The 23,739-nt window shown below is 67.6% G+C and carries 19 protein-coding genes; 12 read left to right on the plus strand and 7 right to left on the minus strand.

The window, feature by feature from the left end:
* Positions 1 to 51: 51 nt before the first annotated feature.
* The gene (locus tag H0264_RS06515) at positions 52 to 702 is read right to left on the minus strand and encodes an MspA family porin (protein ID WP_181583124.1); all 651 of its coding nucleotides are present in this window, start codon (positions 700 to 702) and stop codon (positions 52 to 54) included.
* Positions 703 to 1,107: 405 nt separating this feature from the next.
* Between H0264_RS06515 and H0264_RS06520 the strand changes: the two genes are divergently transcribed.
* Together H0264_RS06520 and H0264_RS06525 are read left to right on the plus strand one after the other, a co-directional pair.
* Positions 1,108 to 2,418, plus strand: a complete 1,311-nt coding sequence (locus H0264_RS06520; protein ID WP_181583125.1) for an ATP-binding protein — start codon at positions 1,108 to 1,110, stop codon at positions 2,416 to 2,418.
* Between the two features lie 53 nt (positions 2,419 to 2,471).
* Positions 2,472 to 3,113, plus strand: coding sequence for a response regulator (locus H0264_RS06525; protein ID WP_181583126.1), 642 nt, complete (start codon positions 2,472 to 2,474; stop codon positions 3,111 to 3,113).
* Positions 3,114 to 3,118: 5 nt separating this feature from the next.
* On the opposite strand, the gene H0264_RS06530 is transcribed toward H0264_RS06525, so the two are convergent.
* Complete coding sequence (locus tag H0264_RS06530; protein ID WP_181583127.1) at positions 3,119 to 4,246, minus strand: serine/threonine-protein kinase; 1,128 nt, start codon at positions 4,244 to 4,246, stop codon at positions 3,119 to 3,121.
* Positions 4,247 to 4,623: 377 nt separating this feature from the next.
* Here H0264_RS06530 and H0264_RS06535 point away from each other — a divergent pair, with 377 nt between their 5' ends.
* The 5 genes from H0264_RS06535 (at position 4,624) to H0264_RS06555 (ending at position 9,998) form a co-directional block, all read left to right on the plus strand.
* Positions 4,624 to 5,361 carry a hypothetical protein gene (locus H0264_RS06535; protein WP_181583128.1) on the plus strand — a complete coding sequence of 246 codons (738 nt, stop codon included), beginning with the start codon at positions 4,624 to 4,626 and terminating at the stop codon, positions 5,359 to 5,361.
* 510 nt (positions 5,362 to 5,871) lie between these two features.
* On the plus strand, positions 5,872 to 7,536 hold the full coding sequence (locus tag H0264_RS06540; RefSeq protein ID WP_244976119.1) for a DNA polymerase Y family protein: 1,665 nt from the start codon (positions 5,872 to 5,874) through the stop codon (positions 7,534 to 7,536).
* 67 nt (positions 7,537 to 7,603) lie between these two features.
* Positions 7,604 to 8,359 carry an alpha/beta fold hydrolase gene (locus H0264_RS06545; protein WP_244976120.1) on the plus strand — a complete coding sequence of 252 codons (756 nt, stop codon included), beginning with the start codon at positions 7,604 to 7,606 and terminating at the stop codon, positions 8,357 to 8,359.
* A 68-nt stretch (positions 8,360 to 8,427) separates the two neighbouring features.
* Positions 8,428 to 8,988, plus strand: coding sequence for a YdeI/OmpD-associated family protein (locus H0264_RS06550; protein ID WP_181583129.1), 561 nt, complete (start codon positions 8,428 to 8,430; stop codon positions 8,986 to 8,988).
* Positions 8,985 to 9,998 carry a sucrase ferredoxin gene (locus H0264_RS06555; protein WP_231084157.1) on the plus strand — a complete coding sequence of 338 codons (1,014 nt, stop codon included), beginning with the start codon at positions 8,985 to 8,987 and terminating at the stop codon, positions 9,996 to 9,998. The genes H0264_RS06550 and H0264_RS06555 overlap by 4 nt, the downstream gene beginning before the upstream one ends.
* An 83-nt stretch (positions 9,999 to 10,081) precedes the next feature.
* Here the strand turns inward: H0264_RS06555 and H0264_RS06560 are convergent, their stop codons facing one another.
* Positions 10,082 to 11,464 (minus strand): RNA polymerase sigma factor, encoded by a 1,383-nt coding sequence (locus H0264_RS06560; protein WP_181583130.1) that lies wholly within the window; start codon positions 11,462 to 11,464, stop codon positions 10,082 to 10,084.
* Positions 11,465 to 11,467: 3 nt separating this feature from the next.
* Positions 11,468 to 11,893, minus strand: a complete 426-nt coding sequence (locus H0264_RS06565) for a YciI family protein (protein ID WP_181583131.1) — start codon at positions 11,891 to 11,893, stop codon at positions 11,468 to 11,470.
* Positions 11,894 to 12,092: 199 nt separating this feature from the next.
* Between H0264_RS06565 and H0264_RS06570 the strand changes: the two genes are divergently transcribed.
* A complete protein-coding gene (locus H0264_RS06570; RefSeq protein WP_181583132.1) occupies positions 12,093 to 13,865 on the plus strand; it encodes a cutinase family protein in 1,773 nt (590 codons plus the stop codon).
* Positions 13,866 to 14,040: 175 nt separating this feature from the next.
* Here H0264_RS06570 and H0264_RS06575 read toward each other — a convergent pair whose 3' ends face one another.
* Positions 14,041 to 15,024, minus strand: coding sequence for an SDR family NAD(P)-dependent oxidoreductase (locus H0264_RS06575; protein WP_181583133.1), 984 nt, complete (start codon positions 15,022 to 15,024; stop codon positions 14,041 to 14,043).
* A 178-nt stretch (positions 15,025 to 15,202) separates the two neighbouring features.
* On the opposite strand from H0264_RS06575, the gene H0264_RS06580 reads away from it, so the two are divergent.
* Positions 15,203 to 18,736, plus strand: a complete 3,534-nt coding sequence (locus tag H0264_RS06580; RefSeq protein WP_244976121.1) for an error-prone DNA polymerase — start codon at positions 15,203 to 15,205, stop codon at positions 18,734 to 18,736.
* A gap of 75 nt (positions 18,737 to 18,811) precedes the next feature.
* Positions 18,812 to 19,207 carry a RidA family protein gene (locus H0264_RS06585; RefSeq protein ID WP_181583134.1) on the plus strand — a complete coding sequence of 132 codons (396 nt, stop codon included), beginning with the start codon at positions 18,812 to 18,814 and terminating at the stop codon, positions 19,205 to 19,207.
* Position 19,208: 1 nt separating this feature from the next.
* Here the strand turns inward: H0264_RS06585 and H0264_RS06590 are convergent, their stop codons facing one another.
* A complete protein-coding gene (locus H0264_RS06590; protein ID WP_181583135.1) occupies positions 19,209 to 19,439 on the minus strand; it encodes a DUF167 domain-containing protein in 231 nt (76 codons plus the stop codon).
* Positions 19,439 to 19,891, minus strand: coding sequence for a tRNA (cytidine(34)-2'-O)-methyltransferase (locus tag H0264_RS06595; protein ID WP_420832040.1), 453 nt, complete (start codon positions 19,889 to 19,891; stop codon positions 19,439 to 19,441). The genes H0264_RS06590 and H0264_RS06595 overlap by 1 nt, the downstream gene beginning before the upstream one ends.
* Positions 19,892 to 20,780: 889 nt before the next feature.
* On the opposite strand from H0264_RS06595, the gene H0264_RS06600 reads away from it, so the two are divergent.
* A complete protein-coding gene (locus H0264_RS06600) occupies positions 20,781 to 23,255 on the plus strand; it encodes a DddA-like double-stranded DNA deaminase toxin (RefSeq protein ID WP_181583137.1) in 2,475 nt (824 codons plus the stop codon).
* Positions 23,252 to 23,686, plus strand: coding sequence for an Imm1 family immunity protein (locus tag H0264_RS06605; protein WP_181583138.1), 435 nt, complete (start codon positions 23,252 to 23,254; stop codon positions 23,684 to 23,686). Before H0264_RS06600 ends, H0264_RS06605 begins: the two co-directional genes overlap by 4 nt.
* Positions 23,687 to 23,739: the final 53 nt, after the last annotated feature.

Genomic DNA, 23,739 nt, shown 5'->3' on the forward strand with positions numbered 1-23,739 from the left:
AAGTGGCGGCGCACTATTGCGCCGCCACCAGGCATCGAGGCTGCTCGCCGGTTACAGGACGAAGGGGTCGCCCATGACCCATTCGGCTGCGTCCGCCTCGGGGGAGGTGGCCTCGATGATCGTGTACGCCTGGACGGTGAGGGGGCCGGCGCAGTTGTTCACGGTCAGGCGGTAGTCGTTCTCGGTGATGTAGGCGGTGCCGCCGGCGGGGATGTCCTTGGTGCCGCGGGTCACCTGGGCGATTTCGCCGGGGGCCAGGCCCAGGGTCATGCCGATGCTCGCGCCGATCGACGGTGAGATGTCGACGCTGGCGGTCGGGGTGACCATGGTGGCTCCGGCGGAGACGCCGATGGTGGAGCCGAGATCGATGCCGGCATTGGCCGAGATGGTGAAGCTGACGTCCATATCCACGGCGCAGGCGAAGAAGTAGCCGGATTCGATGGTGCCGGTGCCATCGCCGTCGATCCGGCCGTAGGAGGTGTTGTCCAGGTACACCTCTCGGCTGGTGGGCATGAAGTTGAGCGGGGTCACCGCGCGGGCCGCGTTGTTGTAGTGGCCGACGGTGACCGACATGCCGTTGGGGGCGACAGTGGTCTTCTCGTGCGGGGCGAGCGGGCCGGCGAGCGACTGTGCGGCCAGTGGTCCCCCGAGGGCGAGTCCGACAGCGGTCATGGCGGCGGCGACGGCGGTCTTGATGTTCATGGTGGTTCCTCCCCGAACCTTGTTCCGACTGATCCGGATGCCGTGGTGGCTTCCGGGGGACCGTCTCCGGTGGGAGTCGATGTCCTGCTCAAAAGGTATGGAGCGGGGTGGGGTGCGGCCGAGCGCCTCGACCTCGAGCAGGCGGTGAAATCGCTGGTAGGGACGGGTGCGACCGGTTATCCGGTCCGGCCAGGACGGTTCGGCTCCGGCGGACGCGGCCATCCGGTCCGGCTGAGAACCTGGTCCCGCCGAAGCTGAGAATCGTCCGGCACCGAATCTGAGAGTCCGCCATCCGGCCTGGTGGCGGCCGGTTTTCCGTCCGGACCGGACAAGCCGGGCGCTCAGGGACGGAATGGGGGTCTTACCTGATGCCGACTGTCGGAGCGGCATGCCACTATCGAAGGCATGTACCCGTCCGTGCCCTCATTCGACTCCGGTCGCGGGGTGACCGCGCTGCCGCAGCCGCCGAAGTTGACGCGGCGTTCCGGCGGACGGGTCGTGGGCGGTGTGGCGGGCGGGCTCGCCGATCATCTCGGGGTCGATGTGCTGAAGGTGCGCATCGCGTTCGTGCTGCTGTCGGCGCTGTTCGGGGCGGGGACCGTCGCGTACGGGCTGCTGTGGATCTTCACGCCGGGCGGCGGGGACGCGGTGAAGCCGTCGGCGGCGGAGCGGCGGCAGGCCATCGGATTGGCTCTGCTGGGTCTGGCTTCCACGGTCGCCATGGCGTGGCTGTTCAACGGGACGGCCGCGCATGTGGTGGGTCCGATCATCGTGGTGGCCATCGGTGCGGCGCTGGTGTGGCGCGAATTCGACGCGGAGGGGCCGAAATCCGTCTTCGGGCTGCCCGCCAAACCGAATGTGGTCACCTGGGCGCGGATCGTCGGCGGTGTGACGCTGATCGTGTTCGGCCTGGGCGTGGTGGTGCTGGCGCGGATCGATCTGAGCTCGCTGGGGTCCTCGCTGCTGGCGGTGGCGGTGACCTTGATCGGCGCCGGGCTGCTCACCGTGCCGCTGTGGTTGCGCATGGTGCGGGCGCTGAATGCGGAGCGGGCGGCGGTGATTCGCAATGAGGAGCGCGAGGAGATCGCCTCGCACCTGCACGATTCCGTGCTCCAGACCCTCGCGTTGATCCAGCGGCAGGCGAACGATCCGCAAGAGGTGGTGCGGCTGGCGCGCAGTCAGGAGCGCGAGCTACGCAAGTGGCTGTTCGACGATGCCGGGCCCGCGCATTCGAGTCTGGCCGCGGCCCTGCGCACCATCGCCGGTGAGGTGGAGGATCAGCACGGGGTGAAGGTCACGCCGGTGACCGTCGGCGATGTGACCATGGATCTCAACGACAGCGGAACCGGCCTGCCGAAGGAACATTTCACCGCGCTGCTCGGCGCCACCCGCGAGGCGCTGGTGAATGCCGCCAAGCATGCGGGGGTGCCGTCCATCGATCTGTTCGCGGAGGTGGAGCCGCATCAGGTGAGCATCTTCGTGCGTGACCGCGGCAAGGGTTTCGATCCGGACGCGGTGGATTCGGATCGGCAGGGGCTGGCGAAATCCATTCACGCGCGCATCGAACGACGCGGCGGCACAGTGGAAATCAAGTCCGCGCCCGGCCGCGGCACCGAGGTGCGCATCTATCTGCCGCGCCAGGACGGGGCGGAGGACCGGCTGGTCGTGCAGCAGGATGTCACCGAACCTGCGGGGTCGGACACCGCGCAACTGTGAGACGGGTGCGGCAAGCTGTAGTCGGGGATGTCCGTGTCAGGTGAGGAGATTAGGTGAGCGTCCGGGTCTTTCTGGTCGACGATCATGCCGTGTTCCGGTCCGGGGTGCGGGCGGAGCTGAGCCGGGAAACCGATATGGAAGTGGTCGGCGAGGCGGGCGGCGTGGGGGAGGCCGTCGCCGGGATCAAGGCGACGCGACCGGATGTGGTGCTGCTCGACGTGCACATGCCCGATGGCGGCGGCGTCGCGGTGCTGCAGGGCATCGACGAGGGCCCGGTGTGCTTGGCGCTCAGCGTGTCCGACGCGGCCGAGGATGTGATCGCGGTGATTCGCGCGGGTGCGCGCGGCTATGTCACCAAGACCATTTCGGGACCCGAACTCGCGGACGGCATTCGGCGCGTCGCGTCCGGGGACGCCGTGTTCAGTCCGCGCCTGGCGGGTTTCGTGCTCGACTCCTTCACCGGCAAGTCGCAGGTTCCCGAACCTCCGCTGGACCCCGAACTCGACTCACTGACCCCGCGTGAGCTGGAAGTCCTGCGGCTGCTGGCGCGCGGCTACACCTACCGTGAGATCGCCGAAACCCTGTTCATCTCGGTGAAAACCGTGGAGACGCACTCGTCCAACGTGCTGCGTAAAACCCAGCAGTCCAATCGAAACGCCTTGACCCGCTGGGCACATCGCCGCCGCATCGACTGAAGTTCTTACAGCGCGACGAGCAGCACGATAATGATCAGCAGCCCGATGAGCAGGCCGATCGCCACCGCGATGGGCCCGGCATTGGGGCCCAGGTTCGCGAAATCGAATCCCTTCGACTTCGGTTGCGCCGCAGCCGGAGTCTGCGCGGCGGCCCGCTGCGGCCGGGGCAGGGGGCTGGAGTGCGGGCTGCGTAATCCGGCGGCGGAGTTGCGCGCCGCCCATGCCGGAATCGTCCCGTCCTCGGTGCGCACCGGCGCGCCGAGAATATAGGGCGCGGTCCCGGGACCGAATGCGGCGGTGAGGATCTCATTGCGCGCCTCGGTCATGGTGGGCCGGCGTTGCGGGGCCGGTTCCATCATGTGCAGCAGGGCGGCGGTGAGCGGCCCGGTGCGCTCCGGCGGAATGATCTGCGCCATGGCGGCCCGCTCGACGATCACATTGCTGTCCTCGTCGAAGCCGTACGGCGGCTGCCCCTCGATGGCGGTGTACAGGGTTGCGCCGAGCGAGAATACGTCGCTGGCGGCGGTCGGCCGCTGCCCGCGCGCCACCTCCGGCGGCAGGTAGGCGGGGGTGCCGGTGATGACGTCGCCGGGTTCGTCGGTGTCGCCGGCGCCGCTGGAGATGCCGAAGTCGCTGAGCTTCACCATGCCCACCTCGTCACCGCGATCGGCGACGAGGATATTGCCGGGCTTGATGTCGCGGTGCACGATGCCGGCGGCGTGCGCGGCGGCCAGCGCGTCGGCGACCTGCGCGCCGATCTGCGCGACCTCGATCGGCGAGAGCGTGTCGGTGAGCGAAAGCGCCTTGGCCACACTGCGGGACGGCAGGTACTCCATGACGAGCCAGGGTTCCCCGGCCTCGAGTTCGACGTCGTAGACGGCGATGGCGTGCTCGTGCGAGAGCTTGGCGGCGACGCGGCCCTCGTGCATGATGCGCCGTCGCACCTCGGTCGCTTCCTCCTCGCTCAGGTCGGCGAGGGAGAGCACCTGCTTGATGGCGACATCGCGGTTCAGCAGCCGGTCGTGCGCGAGCCACACCGCGCCCATGCCGCCGCCGCCGAGCTTGGACTGGAGACGGTAGCGGCCGGCGACCAGGTAATCGGGGCCGACGATGGGACGGGCGCGTTCGGTCACGTCGTGCAGGGTAGCGGAAAACCATCCTGACTGGCCTGGTTCGAAACCGGAGGTTTGCGGCCACCTTCCGGCAATCGACCGAATTGCCCTGTCGCCGAGCGGGATAGCGGGTTGTCGAAGGTTGCCGCGCCGATCTTGGTGTCTGTTGTGAATTGTCCGGACTTGTCGACTTCGCCCGGGTTTTCCGGAGCCCTGGAAATCCTGATCATGTGACGCACAGCGTGTCCGACCGTATGCCCTTGACGTGCGCCTGGGCTCGAGTTCTACTGAGCATGAATCGAACGTATATTCGATTCGGGTAGGTAGCTGAATCGGTGCTGAGTAGCCTCGGGCCGCTTCGGCGGAGTCCATCCATTGGTGGGAGAGGTGGTCGATAGATGGGTTCGGCAGCGGAAGAGAAGCAGCGAAAACTGACGGAACTGCGGCGGCGCATGGCCGCGGTGCCGGCGCGCGGTGGGGAAGCCGCGGCGCGGGTACCGGCGGCCGAAGAGTTTCACCGGGAGGCCCTGCCGGTGCCGCCCGCCCTGGCCGGCCTGCTGCCCGACGGCGGTTTGGCGAAAGGTTCGGTGGTCGCCTACAACGGCGCGCACTCCCTGCTCTCGGGTCTGCTGGCCGCGGTCACCGGCGCGGGCGGTCATGCCGCCGTGGTCGGGCTGCCGCGGCTGGGCTTGCTGGCCGCGGCCGAAATGGGTGCGCGACTGGACCGTCTGGCCGTTGTCTCGGACCCCGGCTCCGATCCCCTGGAGATAGCGTCGGTCCTGCTGGAAGGTCTCGACCTGGTGGTGCTCGGCCTGAACGGACTCTCCGTCCCGCAATCGCGCACCCGAGTTCTCGCCGCGCGGGCCCGCAGCAAGAATTCCACCCTCCTGGTCACCGGCGGGAACTGGTCAGGCCCCGCCCTGCACATCGACACCCGCGTCACGGGCTACAGCGGTCTGGGTCGCGGCTGCGGCCGCCTGCGCACGGTCCGCCTGGACGTCCGGGTCCGCGGCCGCTCCGCCCAGCCTCGCCTCGGCCACCTCGCCCTGAGCCCCCAGGACGGAAAGGTCGAGTGGGTCACCGCCGACCAGCCCGCGGCCGAGCCCCTGCGGCCCGTCCGCCATGCGGTCTCCTGATCTGGAGACATCCCCCGGGGCCGCGCTGACGGGCAGCCGGCCACCAGCAGGCGGCGACGGTCCCCGTCCTCGGCTGGCTGATGGACGGGACGCCCGCTGTCGCCCTGGCGAGCGAAGGCGCGGCTCCGCCGCGTCGTGTGATCGTTCGCCCGGCGACCACGGCACACGAATCATCCAGTGCCCCTCTGCTATCCGGCGGGCGGAGGTGCCTCTGTTCCGCTATGGACGGTGGCGCCTCCGCGGCCCGGCGGACGGATGATCTTCCGCGGTCCGGCAATCGGGGCGGGCGATGCAGGCGTAAGTAGTAGCGGCGTCGACGTCGCGCAATGTTCACCCCGACGTCGACATCGGTAGCGGCGCGAGCGGAGGCGGTTGTGGGTAACGGCACCGTGGGCGTGGACAACGGTGGCGCGGGCGAGACCGGCGCCGTGCTGCGATGGCCGCTGTGAACTGCGGCGCAAGGGTTTTCGGTGTCGGGTGGTGCGGGAGCGCCGTAGTGGTGAGGTGTGTGTGAAGGCGCGGTCGCGGGTGCTGGTGGTGTGGTGCCCGGATTGGCCCGCGGTGGCGGCGGCCATCGAGGCGGGGGTGGCGGTGACGCGGGCGGTGGCGGTGCTGGCGAACAATCGGGTGGTGGCGTGTTCGGCGGTGGCTCGGGCGGAGGGGATCCAGCGCGGGCTGCGGAAGCGGGAGGCGCAGGGGAGGTGCCCGGATCTGATTGTGGTGCAGGAGGATAAGGAGCGGGACGCACGGTTTTTCGAAGCCGTGGTGACGGCGGTGGATGCCACGGTGCCGGGGGTGGAGGTGTTGCGGCCGGGGTTGGTGGCGGTCGCGGCGCGCGGGGCGGCACGGTTCTTCGGGTCGGAAGAGGCTGCGGCGGAACAGCTTGTGGACGCGGTGGCGGCGGCCGGGGCGGAATGTCAGATCGGGATCGCCGACGAATTGTCGACGGCGGTGTTCGCGGCGCGGCGGGCCACCATTGTGCCGCCCGGGAAAGGGGCGGAATTTCTTGCGCCGCTGCCGGTTTCCGAGCTGGCGGTGGAACCGGCGCTGGCCGCTCCGGAGCGGGCGGACCTGGTGGATCTGCTGCGCCGCTTGGGATTGCGGCGGATCGGTGATTTCGCGGCGCTCACCCCGGCGGAGGTGTCCTCGCGGTTCGGGCAGGACGCCATCATCGCGCACCGATGTGCCCGCGCGCTGCCGGAGCGCCCGGCCTCCGCGCGCGTGCCCCCGGCCGAACTGGCGGTGGAGTACCGCTGCGATCCGCCGATCGACCGCGTGGACGCCGCCGCTTTCGCCGGACGCATGCTCGCCACCCGCCTGCACGCGACCCTGTCGGCGGCCTCGGTCGCCTGTACCCGCCTGGAAATCCACGCCGAAACCGAAGCGGGCGAACATTTCTCCCGAGTCTGGCGCTGCGCCGAACCCCTCACCCCGGACAGCACCGCCGACCGGATCCGCTGGCAACTCGACGGCTGGCTCACCCGCCGCGCCCTGAACCGCCGCGCGGCACAACGACCACCGGCGTCTCGAAACACCCGGCGCAGCAAGGACTTCGACACAGACCACCTGGACCCGGACCACTTCGGCGACGAGAACCCCGGCTCCCCGATCACCGTATTGCGTTTGGAGCCACTCGAGGTCGTCTCGGCCGGAGCCCTGCAACTGGGCCTCTGGGGCGGTGTCGGCGAGGAAGAGGAACGTGCCCGCCGCGTCCTGCTCCGGGTCCAGGGCCTGCTCGGCGGCGACGCCGTGCGCATGGGCGTCCTGAGCGGCGGCCGCGGCCCCGCCGAACGCGTCACCATGGTCCCGCTCGGCGACGAACCCGTCCCCGCCGCCGACCCCGCCCAGCCCTGGCCCGGCCGCCTCCCCGAACCCGCCCCCACGGTCCTGCTCCCGAACCGCCCCGACGTGCGACTCGAGGCCGCCGACGGCACCCCCGTCTGGATCGACGACCGCGGCCTGTTCACCGCCGACCCGGCCCACCTGCACTGGGGCAGCCGCAGCTGGAAACTGATCGGCTGGGCCGGTCCCTGGCTACTGGACGACGCCTGGTGGACCCCCCAATGCCGGCACGGTTTCCTCGCCCGCGCCCAGGTCCAGATCGACGAGGACGGCCGCGTCCTGCTCCTCCGCGGCCACAACCGGACCTGGCAGGTCGAGGGCCTCTACGAGTAGCCCGGGATTATGGCGATGCGCACATTCGCGGGCGGCGGGTTCGGGCGGGTCCGTACCCTGGTTGATCGTGGAGACGGTCACCCGGGTCGAGTTCGACGACGTGCTGATCGCCTATCGGGATTCGGGGGCGGCGGCCGGTCATGGTGGTCCGCCGGTGGTGCTCGTGCACGGGATGGGCGGGGACGGGCATACCTGGGATCGGTTCGCGGCGCAGTTGGTGCGGCGGGGCCGGCGGGTGATCGTTCCGGATCTGCGCGGTCACGGGCGCAGCGCGCATACCGATTCGTATCTTTTTTCCGAGTTCGGCGCGGACGTGCTGCGGTTGTGTGAGCGGCTCGGGTTGGAGTCGGTGGATCTGGTGGGGCATTCGCTGGGTGGGTATGCGGTGTCGTGGGTGGCCATGCAGCGGCCCGAGATCGTGCGGCGGCTGGTGATCGAGGAGCAGCCGTTGCCGCTGCGATCCGGCGACGAACAGGTGACATTGACCCGGCGTTTGCCGTCGGTCCCGGAGCTCTGGCACGCGACCACCAGCCTGCTGCGGCATCCGCGGGCGGTGCTGGCGTTCGATCGGTCCATGACGGGGACAGCGTTGGAACAGTTCCGCAAACCGTATCCGGAATGGTGGGAGGGGCTGGCCGAGATCACCGCGCCCACCCTGTTCCTGCGCGGCGGCCCCGGCGGCATGGTCGATCCCGGCAAACTGGATCAGATGCGGGCGACCATGTCCGACTGTTCGGTCCGCGCCTTCACCTGCGGGCACAGCATCCACCGTGATCGCTACCGCGAATTCGAGTCCGCGGTGCTGCCCTTCCTCGGGCACTGATTCCCCCGCAACCACCGGATCAAGGCCACGGATTCGAGGGTCTCATCGCAGGTATTTACAGTTGAGGGGTGTCCGGAGTCGAGCGTCCCACGCTGTTCTTTCCCGACGAGCAATCGTTCCGGGACTGGCTGGCGGCCAATCATGCGGCCGTGGACGGCATCTGGGTGAAATTCGCCAAGAAGGGCACCGGATACCTGTCGCTCGACTATGACGGCGCGCTCCGGCAGGCGCTGTGCTTCGGCTGGATCGACGGGCAGTCGCGGCGGCTGAACGAAGAGTTCTACCTCCAGGGCTTCACACCCCGGCGGCGGCGCAGCCCGTGGTCGCAGCGGAATGTGGGTCTGGTCGCGGAGCTCATCGCGCAGGGGCTCATGCATCCGGCCGGGCAGGCCGAGATCGACCGCGCCAAGGAGGACGGGCGCTGGGACAACGCCTACGGCCGGGACCTCCCGCAGGACTTCCTGGACGCGCTGGCCCGCAATCCCGAAGCGGCCGCGTTCTTCGAAACCCTTCCGGCGCAATCGCGTATCGCCGTCGGCTACCACCTGGGCAGCGCGGCCCGCCCCGAAACCCGAGAGCGACGCTTGCAACAGTTGATCCAGAAGCTCATCGACGGGCAGCCGCTGTGACCGATTTCGCGGGCCTGCTGTGTTCGGCTGCCTCCCAGGACATTCCACTACCCGGCAGTGCCACGCACATCACCGGCTGGCTGTGCGTGGAGCAGCCGGGCGCGTGGGGCCGCGATGTCATCGGCGACGAGGTGCTCGGCCCGGAGATCACCGCCGAACTGGCCGCCCGCACCAAGGCCGCGCACGTCCGCCCCACCCTCATCCGCCGCCCCGGCCGCAATGAATTCACCGGCGTCCGAACGGTTCTCCTCGCCCGCACCAGCGCCGAGGACACCTGGTGCGAACGCTTCGAGATCACCGACCTGAAGCAGCTGCTCGACCTCGACCTGCACCTGATCAACGGCCCGGCTCCGGGAATCGGTGCGCGCGTGACGGATCCGCTCACCCTGGTCTGCGCCCACGGCAAACGCGACCAGTGCTGCGCCCTGCTCGGCCGTCCCATCGCCGCCCGCCTGGCCGCCGCATACCCCGACCAGGTCTGGGAGTGCTCCCACACCGGCGGCCACCGCTTCGCCCCCGCCATGGTCCTGCTGCCGAGCGGCCTCACCTACGGCCGCGTGGACGCCGACGCCGCGCTCACCGCCGTCGCAGCCGCCCGCCGCGGCCACATCTCCCTCGACGGCCTGCGCGGCCACAGCTTCCACACCCCGGTGGAACAGGTCGCGGAACTCGCTGTCGCCCAACGCCTCATCGACGAGAACTACACGCTCCGGGACCAGCCCGAAGCCGACGCGCTACCCGGTGATACGGCCGGTCTGCCCGGCCAGGTCCGCACCGCCGACACCTGCGTGGCCCTCGGTGATCTCACCGTGGCGCCCGCCGAGGTGGATCCCGCGACCTCGCATGATCCAGCCATGTTCGCGGGCGCGGCCCTGGTGACCCATCGCGACGGCCGCCGCTGGCTGGTGACCACCCACACCGTCGCCCACGCGCCGCGCCAGGCCAGCTGTGGTGCGGGCCCCAAGCCCGCCACCGCGATCGTGGTCGGCGAAGTACGCCTGCTGCCTTGACTGTCCGATCCGCGCCGCTGCGGGTGTGGATCCCGGCCAAAAGCGCGCCGGGATGACGGGGTTGCGGCTTCACGCCTCGAACGTCAGTAATCGCCGGATTCGAGAGCCGCGAGCTTTCGTTCGAGGACCGCGCGCTCACGGGCATTGCCGCACAATTTCGCCGCCCGCTCGAATTCGGTGCGCGCCTCGATGTTTCGGCCGAGCCGAGCGAGCAGCTCGCCGCGCACACCCGGCAGCAGCTGCGATGTGGACAGGGTTCCCGCCGCCGCCAGTTCGTCGACGATCGGCAGTGCCGCCGCGGGCCCGCGGGCCATGGAAACCGCTACGGCACGGTTCAATTCGACGACCGGTGACGGCGCCAGTCGGCCCAAGGCCTCGTACAGCAGCACAATGCGCTCCCAGTCCGTCGCTTCGACAGATGCTGCGACGGCATGACATTCGGCGATCGCGGCCTGTAAACCGTAGGCGCCCAGCCCGCGTCCGACGCGTGCCGCATGCTCCAGCGCCGCCCGTCCCCGGCGAATGGCGGCGCGATCCCAGCGTCGCCGGTCCTGATCTTCCAGGAGTACGGGCTCCCCGTCCGGTCCGGTGCGGGCGGGGAATCGGGCTGCCGTGAGCTCCAATAACGCCAGCAGGCCGGATACTTCGGGTTCGTCGGGCACGAGTCGCGCCAGCACCCGCGCCAGCCGCACCGCCTCACCCGCCAGGTCGAATCGGATCAGGTCGGTGCCGGAGCTGGCCGTGGAGCCCTCGGTGAAGATCACGTAGATGACGCTGAGCACCGACCCCAGCCGCGCCGTGCGTTCTCCGGCGGGCGGCACCTCGAAGGAGACCCGCGCCGCCGCGAGGGTTTTCTTCGCCCGGGTGATCCGCGCCTGCACGGTCGCGGTCGGCGCCAGGAAGGCGCGGGCGATCTCGTCGCTGGTGAGGCCGCCGACCACGCGCAGGGTGAGCGCCACCCGCGCCTCACGCGCCAGCACGGGATGGCATGCGGTGAACATGAGCGCGAGGATGTCGTCGTCGATGCGGTCCGGATCCCACAGCAGCCCCGCGTCTTCCGATTCCTCGGGAACACCGCCCGCGGCCATGCCGCCCTCACCCAGCTCCCGGGCGAAGGCGGCATACCGTGCGTCGAGCGCGGACCGCCGCCGGAACAGGTCGATGGCCCGTCGTCGCGCGACCGTGAGCAGCCAGCCTGCCGGATGCCGCGGCACTCCGTCGCGTGGCCAGGTCACCAGCGCCTCGGCGAGTGCCTCCTGTGCGAGATCCTCGGCCAGCGCGAATTCCCCGGTATACCGCGCCAGCGCACCGACGATCCGCGCGGATTCGATGCGCCAGACGGCCGCCACGGCTTCGCGCCCGGTGGTGGGTACCGCATCGCCGGCGTCTGCCACCGCTGCCTGCTCGGCGTGCCCGGCGGCTGCCGCGTCATCGCCGACAGTTGCCTCACGGTCGGCCGCGCTCATTGCTCAGAGCTGCCCGGTGGCTTCGCGCCAGGCCCTCTCCATCTGAATCCATTTGTTGTCCTGTGGGAATTCGTCGATGGTGGGCACGCGCCGAATCTCGATCTTGAACCCTTTGCCGTCGCCGATGATGGGCATCCGCTTGGCCCACGCGACCGCCTCCTCCTGCGAGGCCACATTGAGCAGGTAGAAGCCGCCGAACAACTCCTTGGTCTCCCCGTACGGCCCGTCGGTGACCACCGGCGGCTCCGAGGAGTAGTCCACCACTACCCCTTCGGAGGCGTCGGCGAGTCCTTCGGCCGCGAGCAGCACGCCGGCGCGAATCAGTTCGTCGTTGAATTTGCCCATGGTGTTCAAGAGTTCGTCGAAGTCGACCTTCTCCATGTCCGCGTACGCCTCGTCGGTAGCACGCATGATCAGCATGTACTTCATGGTTCTCCTCCTGGGTCGACGGGTCCTGCTCTGGACCCTGCCACCCATAGGTCGAACGGGGAAGAGTCGATATCGACAGGGTTGCTGTGTGACCTGCCGGATGTAACGACCGCTTCTCGATCGACGACATTCCCACCGAATCACGGCCTGTCGGGGGGCCTGTCCGCCCACGCGACGAACAGGAATGGGGATCAGGACAATGGCTCTTCGCAATGTGCTGACGCGCGCCCGCCTCGGCTCACCCTTGGTTGCCGGTCCGGCAGCTCTGGGTGTGGTGGCGATCGTGGGCGCGACGCTCATATTGACGACCTCCGAGCAGAAGCCGCAGACCGCCGACCCGCTGCTGGTCTCGTCGGTGACCGAATGCCACGACATGGTGACCATCTCGATTGCCGGGCGCAATGACGCCCCGCAGCAGGGATCGGTGAAGATGCTCGTCGACGCGAACGGCAACGAACTGCCCGCCGCGCTGACCGACGACTATCAGAGCCGCTGGCTCGACCCGATCGCCAACGCACCCAAGGACGATGTCGCCGACGGCTCGTACTCCGCGGTCTACATCTCCTACCCGGCGAACATGAGCACCTACGAGGATGCGGTGAACACCGGCGTCACCAACACCAAAGAGGTGATGCGGCAGATCTCGCAGGCTTGCCCGGATACCCGGTTCTCGATTGTCGGCTACAGCGAGGGCGCGGATGTGGCGCGGCGTGTGGCCATGGGCATCGGCAACGACTCGGCCTCGGATGGTTACGAGGTGACCGATCCGAAGAACGTGGTCGGCGTCGTCATTCTCGCGGACGCGGGACGCGGTGCGGGCGAAGGCCCGTTCGTCGGCGCGACCGACCCCAATCACCCGGACGGTTACGGCTCCAACTATGGCGGCACGGGTGCTTCCGGTCAGGGCGCGCTGCCCGGCACCGGCGGCGACTTCGGTGCGCTGAACGGCAAGGTGGCGTCCTTCTGCTCCGACGGCGATCTGACCTGCAGTGCGCCCAAGAACATTTCGCTGCTGAACCTGGCGGCGAATGTGGGCCGGCAGATCAATGTCGACGCTCTGCAGAACGAAGGGCTCACTCCCGCAACGGGTCAGGATGTGGCGACCGTGCTCGCCAAGACCGGTTTCTCGGCCTTCGAATACATTTCGAACAACCCGGGCTGGTGGACCAGCAACGAGACATTCCTCGATGTGCTGCTGAAGGTTTCGGATCCCTCCTACAAGCCGGGGCAGCCGGCCAAGGAGGTCTCCAACGCGAGTTCCATTTCCACCAACGAGATGTCGCCGCTGGCCTACCTGCCGCAGAAGGTGTTCAACGAGATCGTGGGTCTGATCATGACCAATACCAACACGATTCCGGTGATCATGAGCGACCCGTACCAGCAGACCCTGGGTGAGGGCACCGGCCACCACTTCGACTACTGGAACGACGCGGATCCGGCCAGCGGCAAGAACCAGTCCTCGGCCGAATACGCCGCCGCCTGGCTGACCCACCTGGCCAAGCAGGCGCAGGCCGGCGAACCGGTCGACACCAAGGCGCAGCCGCAGCAGGCGGACTACGACACCGCCCGCAAGGTCGCCGAAACCCCGCGCGTCGAACGTCTTTCGGCCCCGGAGACCACCACGGTGAAGGCCACCGCCAAGACGACCGTGAAGGCCACCACCACAACCGGCGGCAAGACGACCACCACCACCGGTGGTTCGACGACGACGGCCCCGGGCACAACGACCACCGCGCCGAAGTCCGAGACCTCGACGACCACCACCACAACAGGTGGATCGACCACGGTCGCCCCGACCACCGCCCCCAAGACCGAGAACCCGGTGGCCGTGGCCCCGACGACGGTGGCTCCGACAACGGTTGCTCCGACGACCGACCCGCGTACCCAGGTCGCCGCACCCGAGGCGACGATCCCGGCGATCACCACCACACCGCCGACCACCACGACGACAACCACGACCCCCGCCAACTGACCCCGGGTAGATCGAACCCCCAGAAGCGCAATGCTTCTGGGGGTTCGGCGTATTCGGCCAGGGGTGCTCCCGCACGGGCCAGAGGGCACTCCTGCTCTCGGGGGGGCCGAGGCGTCGCCCTCGTGCTGCTGGGAGTTCGGGGGCGAAGCCCCTGAGAGCCCACCCGAGAGTGGGTCTACCAGTGCGTTCCGGGCACCAGTCGCGCCGCCCGGCGCAACACCGTGCCGGTGGCGCGCACGGCGGGCAGGGTCGGCCGCCGCCGACGCTGCGGCACAACGATTTCCAGGTCGGTGGTTGCCGGCTCGGTCACCTTCTCGCCCTTGGCGGCGGGTGAATCGCCGATGGCCCGGTAGTACCGGTGCAGCACCCGCTCCTTGATGCCGGGCGCGACGAGGTTGCCGTATTCGGCGAGAGTGCCCAGGGGAACGTCGATTCGGCGCGGCCGCTCACTGAGCGCGCGCACGATGAGCGCCGCCGCCCACTCCGCGGATTGGGTGGGCGTGCCCTGATCGCCGCTGGGCGTGATCATGGGCGTGCGCACCAGCGGCATGTGGATGGTGGTGAAAGTGATGTTGTCGGACCGCATTTCGGCCGCCGTCACCTCCGCGAACTTGTCCAGCGCCGCCTTGCTGGCCAGGTAGGCGGCGAAGCGCGGCGTCGCCACCTGCACGCCCGCGCTCGAAATGTTCACGATGTGACCGTCTTTGCGCTCACGCATCTGCGGCAGCAGCGCGAGTGTCATGCGCACCGCGCCGAAGTAGTTGACGGCCATGGTGCGTTCGAAGTCGTGCATGCGGTCGGTGGAGCGGTGCACGGCGCGGCGGATGGAGCGGCCGGCATTGTTGACCAGCATGTCCACGTGGCCGTGCTCGTCGAGAATGATGGTGATGGCGCGGTCCACGGATTCGGCGTCGGTGACATCGCACTGGTAGCCGAACGCCTTGCCGCCCTTGGCGGTGATCTCCTCGACCACCGCGTCGAGTTCGTCGCCGCGGCGGGCGAGCAGGATCACCGTGCCGCCCTTGTCGGCGACGGCCAGGGCGGCGGAGCGCCCGATGCCGGAGGACGCTCCGGTGATGACGATGTGCTTGCCGGTGAGGTCCCGGCGGGCACGTCGACGGGCCAGGTAGCCGTCGCCGTTGAGGGCGTTCTCGCTCATCGCTGCTCCTTGCGCAGATCGGGGATGCCTAGAACTTACTCCAAAGTAAGTTCCGGGGCCAGGATTTCCCTCCGCCGCATGGCCGAGGTCGAGTCAATACAAACCGTTCGGTACGAGCCCGTGTATCGTTCCACGCTATCGAATGTGTGTTCGATTCGTGTCGGTGCGAGGAGGTACGGTGGGCTGGGGCCAGGGTCCGCCCTCATGGGCGGAAATGGAGCGCGTGCTGTCCGGAAGGCCGGGCCGCGTCGAGCCCGAGCACCCCGGCGACGGCAGCGACAGCCCGGCATGGTCCCGCACCCGCGGCGAATATCGCGCGGCACCCGTCGAGCGGCCCGCCGGTCCGGTCGTGCCGTATGCCGAACTCCACGCCCACTCCGCCTACAGCTTCCTCGACGGCGCGAGCCAGCCGGAGGAGATGGTGGAGGAGGCCGTGCGACTCGGCCTCGAAGCCCTCGCCATCACCGATCACGACGGCTTCTACGGCGTCGTCCGCTTCGCCGAAGCCGCGCGCGAATGGGGAATGCCGACCATCTTCGGAGCCGAGCTGTCCCTCGGCACCGCCGCCCGCGCCGGAAAACATCTGGTGCGGCGCGGTGCGGCCCGACCCCCCGGCGGTTCCGGGACGCCGCCGGAGCGGCGCAATGGATCGCGACGCCAGGACGAGCCCGTACGCATGGCGGGACGCCGGGGAGCCGCGCCCATGGGCGGCGCGTGGCCCAGCGAACCCGATTCCGGGTGGGGCGATTCCGCCCCGCGCACCGGCGCACCGGATCCCGTCGGCCCGCATCTGCTGGTGCTGGCGCGCGGACAGGAGGGGTATCGACGGTTGTCGCGGGAGATGGCGGCGGCGCACATGGTGGCGGGCGAGAAGGGGATTCTGCGCTACGACCTGGACCGGCTCACCGAGGCGGCGGGCGGACACTGGCACATTCTCACCGGATGCCGGAAAGGGCATGTGCGGCAAGCACTTCAGCAGGGCGACGCGGCGGCGGAGGCAGCGCTGCGGGAGCTGGTGGAACGGTTCGGCAGGGACCATGTGAGTGTCGAGCTGACCCACCACGGCATTCCCGAGGACGATGAGCGCAATGCCCGGCTGGTGGCACTGGCCGATCGCCTCGGTTTGCCCGTACTCGCCACCACCGGAGCGCATTTCGCGGCCCCGCCGCAGCGGAGAAGGGCCATGGCGCTGGCGGCCATCCGGGCGCGCAGCAGCCTGGACGACATGGCGGGCTGGCTCGCTCCGACCGGCGGCGCGCACCTGCGCTCCGGGGCGGAGATGGCGCGACTGTTCGCCGCCTGCCCGGAGGCGGTGGCGAATGCCGTTGCGCTGGCCCGGGATTGCGCGTTCGATCTGCGTTTGATCGCACCGCGGCTGCCGCCGTTCGATGTGCCGGACGGGCATGACGAGAACTCGTGGCTGCGGGAACTCACCTATCAGGGCGCGGCGCGGCGTTACGGCCCGCGCGCCGGGAATCCGAAAGCCTACGACCAGCTCGAGCATGAGCTGCGGGTGATCGAGAAGCTCGGCTTTCCGGGCTACTTCCTGGTGGTGCACGACATCGTCAGCTTCTGCCGAGACAACGACATCCTCTGTCAGGGAAGGGGTTCCGCCGCCAATTCGGCGGTCTGCTACGCCATCGGCATCACCAATGTGGATCCGGTGGCAAACAAGCTGCTGTTCGAACGCTTCCTGTCGCCGGAGCGGGACGGGCCGCCCGATATCGACGTGGATATCGAATCGGATCGGCGCGAGGAGGCCATCCAGCACGTCTACGCCAAGTACGGCCGCCAGTACGCGGCGCAGGTGGCCAATGTGATCACCTATCGCGGTCGTTCCTCGGTGCGCGATGCCGCACGCGCGCTCGGTTTCTCGACCGGGCAGCAAGACGCCTGGAGCAAGCAGACGACCTCGTGGCATTTCACAGTGGGGGGCCCGAGGGACAATACCGGGGGTGGAAATGCCGGCATGGTGAGCCGCTGGACCGGCGTGACAGAGGAGAAGCACACCGACATCCCCCGCGAGGTCCTCGCGCTGGCCGGTGAATTGGAGGGCCTGCCAAGGCATCTCGGCATTCACTCCGGCGGCATGGTGATCTGCGATCGCCCCATCGCCGATGTGTGCCCGACGGAATGGGCGCGCATGCCGGGCCGCAGTGTCCTGCAATGGGACAAGGACGATTGCGCCTCAGCGGGTTTGGTGAAATTCGATCTGCTCGGCCTGGGCATGCTGTCCGCCCTGCACTACATGATCGATCTGGTGCGCGAGCACAAGGGTGAGACGGTGGAGCTGCACCAACTGGATCTGAGCGAGCAGGCCGTCTACGACATGCTGTGCCGCGCCGACTCGGTCGGCGTCTTCCAGGTGGAATCGCGCGCCCAGATGGCGACCCTGCCGCGCTTGAAACCGCGCAACTTCTACGACCTGGTGGTGGAGGTCGCACTCATTCGCCCCGGACCCATTCAGGGCGGTTCCGTGCACCCCTACATCCGTCGCCGCAATGGCAAGGAGAAGGCGGTGTACGACCATCCGGCACTGGAGAATTCGCTGGAGCGCACGCTCGGCGTGCCGCTGTTCCAGGAGCAGCTCATGCAGATGGCCGTGGACGTCGCGGGTTTCACCCCCGCCGAGGCCGATCAGCTGCGCCGCGCCATGGGTTCCAAACGCTCACCGGAGAAGATGAACCGGCTGCGCGAACGCTTCTACACCGGCATGCGGGAGCTGCACGGCATTACCGGCGAGGTGGCCGACCGCATCTACGAGAAGGTGTACGCCTTCGCGAATTTCGGCTTCCCGGAGAGTCATTCGCAGAGTTTCGCGTCCATCGTCTTCTACTCGTCCTGGTTCAAGCTGCATCATCCGGCGGCGTTCTGCGCGGGTCTGCTGCGCGCTCAGCCGATGGGTTTCTACTCGCCGCAGTCGCTGGTGGCCGATGCCCGGCGGCACGGGGTGGCGGTGCACGGGCCGGATATCAATCACTCGCTGGCCGAGGCGACCCTGGAGGCGCGCGGCACCCAGATCCGGCTGGGTCTGGCCTCCATCCGCCAGCTCGGCACCGACCTGGCCGAAAGGATCGTCGCCGCAAGGGAATCCGGTCCGTACACCTCGTTCGTGGACCTCACCGGCCGCGTGGAGCTCACCGTCCCGCAGGCCGAGGCCCTCGCCACGGCGGGCGCGCTCGGCAGTCTCGGCATCACCCGCCGCCAGGCGCTGTGGGCCGCCGGGGCCGCCGCGGCCGAACGCCACGACCGCATTCCCGGCACCGGCGCGGCCACCGCCGCACCCGCCCTGCCCGGCATGAGCGATCTGGAACTGGCTGCCGCCGACGTCTGGGCGACCGGCATCTCACCCGACAGCTACCCGACCGAATTCCTGCGCGACCGCCTCGACGCCCTGGGTGTCGTGCCCGCCTCCGGGCTGCTCGACATCCCTGACGGCACAAGGGTTCTGGTCGGCGGCGCGGTCACCCACCGGCAGCGCCCCGCTACCGCCGCGGGCGTCACCTTCCTGAATCTGGAGGACGAGACCGGCATGGTCAATGTGGTCTGCTCGGTGGGCCTGTGGGCGCGCTATCGCCGCCTGGCCCAATCCGCGCCCGCTCTGCTCATTCGCGGCAGGGTCCAGAACGCCGAGGGCGCGGTCACCGTGGTGGCCGATCACCTGCAGCGCCTGGATCTCCGGATCACCGCACGCTCCCGCGATTTCCGCTGACAGCGAACGCATGTCACGATCGCGCCCGCCATGTCGTCCTCCTGATGTCGCACATCCACGAGAGCGGAGCACAGCATGTCCATCGAACTGATCAACCCGGCCGAACTGCACGACCCGACCGGCTTCGGCTACAGCCACATTGCCCGCGTCCGCGGCGAATTGGTGTTCATTGCGGGCCAGTACGATTCCGACGAGAACGGCAACACCACCACCGGCGACTTCGCCGAACAGGTCGACCGCGCCTTCGCCAATCTCGGGAAGGCTTTGCGCACGGTGGGTCTGGACTACGCCGACGTGGCGCAGCTGCGCACCCACATCGTCGACCACAACCTGGACAAGCTCGCGATCCTCGGCAAGAAGATCGCCGAGATCTGGGGTGATCAGCCGCCGGCGCAAACCCTCTCCGGCGTAGCCGCCCTGGCCCTGCCCACCATGCTGTTCGAGGTGGACGCGGTAGCCGTGCAGTCCTGAATCAGTCGGCTATCTCGAACCGTTTGAAGCGGGAAGTGGCTCCCGCGGTGAGGGTTACGGCGGATTTCGGCACGCCGTAATGCTGGGCCAGCAGCTCACAGGCCGCCTTGTTGGCCTTGCCCTCCACCGCGGGCGCCCGCACATACAGCACCAGCGTGCCGTCGTCGCCGGTCTCCACCAGCGGCCCCTTCTTGCTACCGGGCTTGATCGTCGCCCGCACCACGCTCGCCATCAGACCGCCCCCGGAAAGCCCAACTGCCGCCAGGCTTCGTACACGGCGACAGCGGCGGCATTGGACAGGTTCATCGACCGCCGCCCCGGAATCATCGGAATCCGCACCTGCTCGGTGATCCGCGCATCCGCGAGCACTTCCTCGGGCAGCCCGGTGGGCTCGGGCCCGAACAGCAGCACATCCCCCTCGCGATAGGCGATCTCCGTGTTGTGCGTCGTCGCGGTGGCCGTGAACGCGAACACCCGCTCCGGTTGCAACGCCTTCCATGCCGCATCCAGGCTCTCGTGCACGGTCACCGAGGCAAGGTCGTGATAATCCAGCCCTGCCCGCTTGAGCTTGGGTTCGGACAGGTCGAACCCGAGCGGCTCGATCAGGTGCAAATGACATCCGGTCCCGGCCGCCAAGCGAATGGCGTTTCCCGTATTGGGCGGGATACGCGGCTCATAGAACATCAGCTGTAGCACAACAGGAAGTACCCTCTCATGAGCTTATAGTCGGTCACCGGTCTGCCGGTGAGTGTGAACGTACCCCGGCCTGTGTCGGTCATCGTGACCGACGAACATTCGATTTCCCCGATGTCGAGCAAGAGGCGGGGAATACCGATTGTTTCAGAGGATCTACAGCTTCCCCGGGTGGCGTCCTGGAAGCCAAGGACCACGGCGACTGCGACATCGGAGGGGACTACGCGGAGCCGCGGTTGGGAGCGCAGCGGTACGGAACCACCTCGCAGGCGAACCGGCTGGCGCCTGCCAGCTCAATCGAGCTCTACCTGCAAGTATGTCTCGCTGTTCGCGTTGAAGGTTGACAAGGCGAAACGCCTTGAGCCAAGCTGACTGCAGCGCCATAGCTGTGCCGCTCTCCCGCTCTATCGGGAAATCAACCTCCTACCAAGCGAATTCGTTCGCTGATTTCAGCGTCTGCGAAGTCGCTCGACCCCTCTTCTAAGGGCGGCGTACCAGAGGTAGCAAGGGGGTGCACCCGCGCTTGAACGCGGAACTGACCTGAGCGATACCAGAACTGCGGCAACCAAATCCCGCAGCTACGTGCACTCCTTCCCGGCCAAGGTGACCGCGCCGGTTTGTTCGACCCCGAGCCCAGCAGGGCCGGGGTCTTTTTCGTATCCGTTTACCTGAAGGCCCGATATCCCATGCCCGAGAAGGAAATCGACGAACCCGCCCACCTCGACAACCCGGTCTCCCGTCGCCCGCACGAAGTGGACCGGTCGTGACCTCACCCGCTCTCGATACCGCCTGGCAACCGAACTGGCTGGCCAGCTTGACCCCCGCCATTGCAGGTACCGCCCGCTCTACCCGCAACACCTCTGATCGAGCCACGCGAGTGATGACGATCAACGTGCGCAATGAGGACGAAGCGACTCGCACGTTCGCACGAATAAGGTCCGTCCAAGACATGACCTCGCGCACGAGCGCGCCGACATCGTCACTGCAAGAAGTATCCGCGCCCCTGCCACTCCATCCGCGAGACCCCGGGCCGAGGGCACAGGAGAGGATCGAACAGCTCGCCAACGATCCAGTGCCCCAACCGAAGTCGGATACCCCCGGCTCAGTGCAACCCGCAACACCGCCGCAGTCGACTCTTCCCGGCGGCCAGTCGGCGCCGACGAATCTGAACAACGCGGACAGGGTCGATCCCAGCATCGCGGTCAACTTCCCAGGCCTCATCAACCCTGATGGGACTGTCCGGACCCCCGAGCAGGGCTACACCGTCGACGTACCACCACCCCCTTTCCTGGGCACCGAGGACATCCAGCAATGGCCCGCCCCCGGGGAAAGCAAAACCCTTCCCTCCGGCGCGACCGTCACCGGCGACCAGGCCACCGGCACGGGCTCGATCGAGATCGACGGCACCACCTACCCCGGCAACGTAGTCGCCACGACAACGGTCGTCATCCTGCCGGGCCAACTGCAGCCATTCACCGCAGTCGACACCAAAATCACTGTCGCCCAGCCCCACCCCCGCCTCGGAGGCACGGGCTGGACAGCCACACTCGGCGACAACAACCAGCCGATCCGCATCGACATCGCCAACCCCACCACGGGCATGACCAGCGTCGCCATGACCAGCGCCGGACTGCGGATCACCAACACCTCCGGCATGACCATGACGGTCAACACCCAAGGCCAGCCCGATGGCCCGTTCGAGAACTACGCCACCGGCGAACGCGGCGTCGCCGAACCCCTACCCGGTGGCGGATACCGCGCCAAATTCCACAACGGCGCGGTCACCGAATACGACGCCGACGGCAACGTGCTCAGCCACACACCGGCACCCGACACCAGCTCGCCAGACGACGGATGGGTGTCGCGCCTGAACGATCTCCGCCTGGCCGCCGGTCAGAAGATCACCGACGGTATCGCCAGGGTGCTCGGCGGATTCGGGCACTCCTTCGGCCAGGGCGCCTACACCCTGGGGTCAGTCGGATACGGCGGTCCGAACACACCGCAGGGTATGGCTTTCGCGCAAGTTGCCGCCGCGGACGCCGCCAGAGACCCGAGCACAGAATGGAAGAACTGGCTCGGCAAACTCAGCATCAAAGGCACCACCAGCGCAGCAGGACACCTGCTGGTCGGCCTGTTCGCGATGACCGATATCGGCGCCGTCATCAACGCAGCCGGCGAGGTGCTCGGATTCCATCCCAACCTGCCCGACTTCGACAACACCATCGCCGAGTCGGCGTTTCAGAACGCTCAGGCCGCCAAAGCCGAGTTCGACAAAGGAAACCCGGTCGGCGGCTGGAACCACGTCGGCATGGCCACCGGGCTACTCCCCGACTTCCGTGACCCGAACTCCGTCCTGCTCTGGGGCGCGCTGTTCGGGACCCGCCTACCCGGCGGCAAGGGCGACCTCGGCACACCCGGCGCATCAGTTCCCGCACCCGTGAAGCCGGTCCCGAAACCGACCGAGGCATTCGGCCTCACGAAACCGAACAGCTCCCCTGCAACCTCGGTAATGCCGATCAAGGACGTGCTGGCCTCCCAACCGGGCCTGACCAAATTCGACCTCGGGAAAAGTACTGCACAGCAAGGCTTGGAACTGAGCCAGCTGCAACAACGCATGGCAGAAATCCGAGAAGCGGGGAAGAACGTAGTTGCGGGAGTTGAACAACACGTCCAACTACAAGCCGAGATCTCACGGCAAAACGCCATACCTGCCAGGGCGCATAGCGGCACCGGGGAAAGCTCACCGACCTTCGGTGGTGGGAGCCCTGATTCGCCGACAGGCTCTGGATCGTGGAACGCCGCTGACCGAACTTCTGGGCCTTCCGGTCACGCCGACACGTCCGCATCCAGTCGCGACACCAGCCACGGCCCCGGCGCTGCAGATCGCGATTCACGCTCACCCCTGAACCTGCCCGGAGTGCAGAAGGCATTCGAGGATCTGCCCGGCTTCCAAAGTACAGGCACTGGCGGTAAAACTATCGGGTTCGTGTTGGACGACGATGGTAACCGTATTCCATTACCATTCGAGAATCCCTATGAACCCTTGTGGAGCGGCGCGGAAGAGCCCTACAAGCAGGCTGCCGAAATGGTCAAGGGTACGCCGGCCTGGCCCTATGCGCATGGCAGCCCTGGATGGGCATACGACGTTGAAATGAAGGCAATTGTGATCGCGAGACAACTAGGAATCAAGAATCCAATTATTGTCATCAATCACAGCGGCGGGCCTTGTCCGGGATGCCTCAGGACGCTACCGTTTCTGCCAGACCCAAACGGTACGATCACTATCGTTTGGCCAGGCGGCAAGGCAACCTATAATGGTTCTGAAATACCCAAATTTTCAGAAGGGGAACGATGAAGATAGATATTGTAGCTCAGTATCTACCTGAGCACGGGATGAATCCCATCCGTCCTTCCTCCGGAGAGGATCTGGCCAAACTCGTAGACGAGATGGCAGACCTGGAGGATCCGAGCTACAGCTACCTATCAATATTTGCCAGCGGCCCAGATGGATACGATATCGCAAGTGTCGGCGTTGGAGTCCAGCCCGGTGGCACCACTTGTGGCATCAGCTTTGTAGGCCACAATGGCGCCTTCTTCAGCAAAGGATCGAACGAGGTCAACGAACCTATTGTTTACCTAAATTTCGGAAACGCAATACGCTTTCCGGACGATTCGAATATTACCAAATCGGATCTGAAGAACGCCCTAGTTCAGCTCTATGATCGCGATGGTGCGATGCCTGACAGTATAGAGTGGCAAGATTGGTATGAAATCGAACCCGAATAGAGTTCAACATCCAGCACCGTGACACTGACGCAGACCGGTCTCTCCTTGTCTGG

The organism is Nocardia huaxiensis, assembly GCF_013744875.1.
GTDB classification, from domain to species: domain Bacteria; phylum Actinomycetota; class Actinomycetes; order Mycobacteriales; family Mycobacteriaceae; genus Nocardia; species Nocardia huaxiensis.

What these genes read in the sequence shown, in the direction of transcription:
- H0264_RS06590 (WP_181583135.1), bottom strand. Translation starts at nt 19,439, where the DNA reads ATGGCGAGCGTGGTGCGGGCGACGATCAAGCCCGGTAGCAAGAAGGGG.
- H0264_RS06605 (WP_181583138.1), top strand. Translation starts at nt 23,252, where the DNA reads ATGAAGATAGATATTGTAGCTCAGTATCTACCTGAGCACGGGATGAAT.
- H0264_RS06575 (WP_181583133.1), bottom strand. Translation starts at nt 15,024, where the DNA reads ATGAGCGAGAACGCCCTCAACGGCGACGGCTACCTGGCCCGTCGACGT.
- H0264_RS06600 (WP_181583137.1), top strand. Translation starts at nt 20,781, where the DNA reads ATGACGATCAACGTGCGCAATGAGGACGAAGCGACTCGCACGTTCGCA.
- H0264_RS06515 (WP_181583124.1), bottom strand. Translation starts at nt 702, where the DNA reads ATGAACATCAAGACCGCCGTCGCCGCCGCCATGACCGCTGTCGGACTC.
- H0264_RS06595 (WP_420832040.1), bottom strand. Translation starts at nt 19,891, where the DNA reads ATGTTCTATGAGCCGCGTATCCCGCCCAATACGGGAAACGCCATTCGC.
- H0264_RS06535 (WP_181583128.1), top strand. Translation starts at nt 4,624, where the DNA reads ATGGGTTCGGCAGCGGAAGAGAAGCAGCGAAAACTGACGGAACTGCGG.
- H0264_RS06520 (WP_181583125.1), top strand. Translation starts at nt 1,108, where the DNA reads ATGTACCCGTCCGTGCCCTCATTCGACTCCGGTCGCGGGGTGACCGCG.
- H0264_RS06585 (WP_181583134.1), top strand. Translation starts at nt 18,812, where the DNA reads ATGTCCATCGAACTGATCAACCCGGCCGAACTGCACGACCCGACCGGC.
- H0264_RS06570 (WP_181583132.1), top strand. Translation starts at nt 12,093, where the DNA reads ATGGCTCTTCGCAATGTGCTGACGCGCGCCCGCCTCGGCTCACCCTTG.
- H0264_RS06560 (WP_181583130.1), bottom strand. Translation starts at nt 11,464, where the DNA reads ATGAGCGCGGCCGACCGTGAGGCAACTGTCGGCGATGACGCGGCAGCC.
- H0264_RS06565 (WP_181583131.1), bottom strand. Translation starts at nt 11,893, where the DNA reads ATGAAGTACATGCTGATCATGCGTGCTACCGACGAGGCGTACGCGGAC.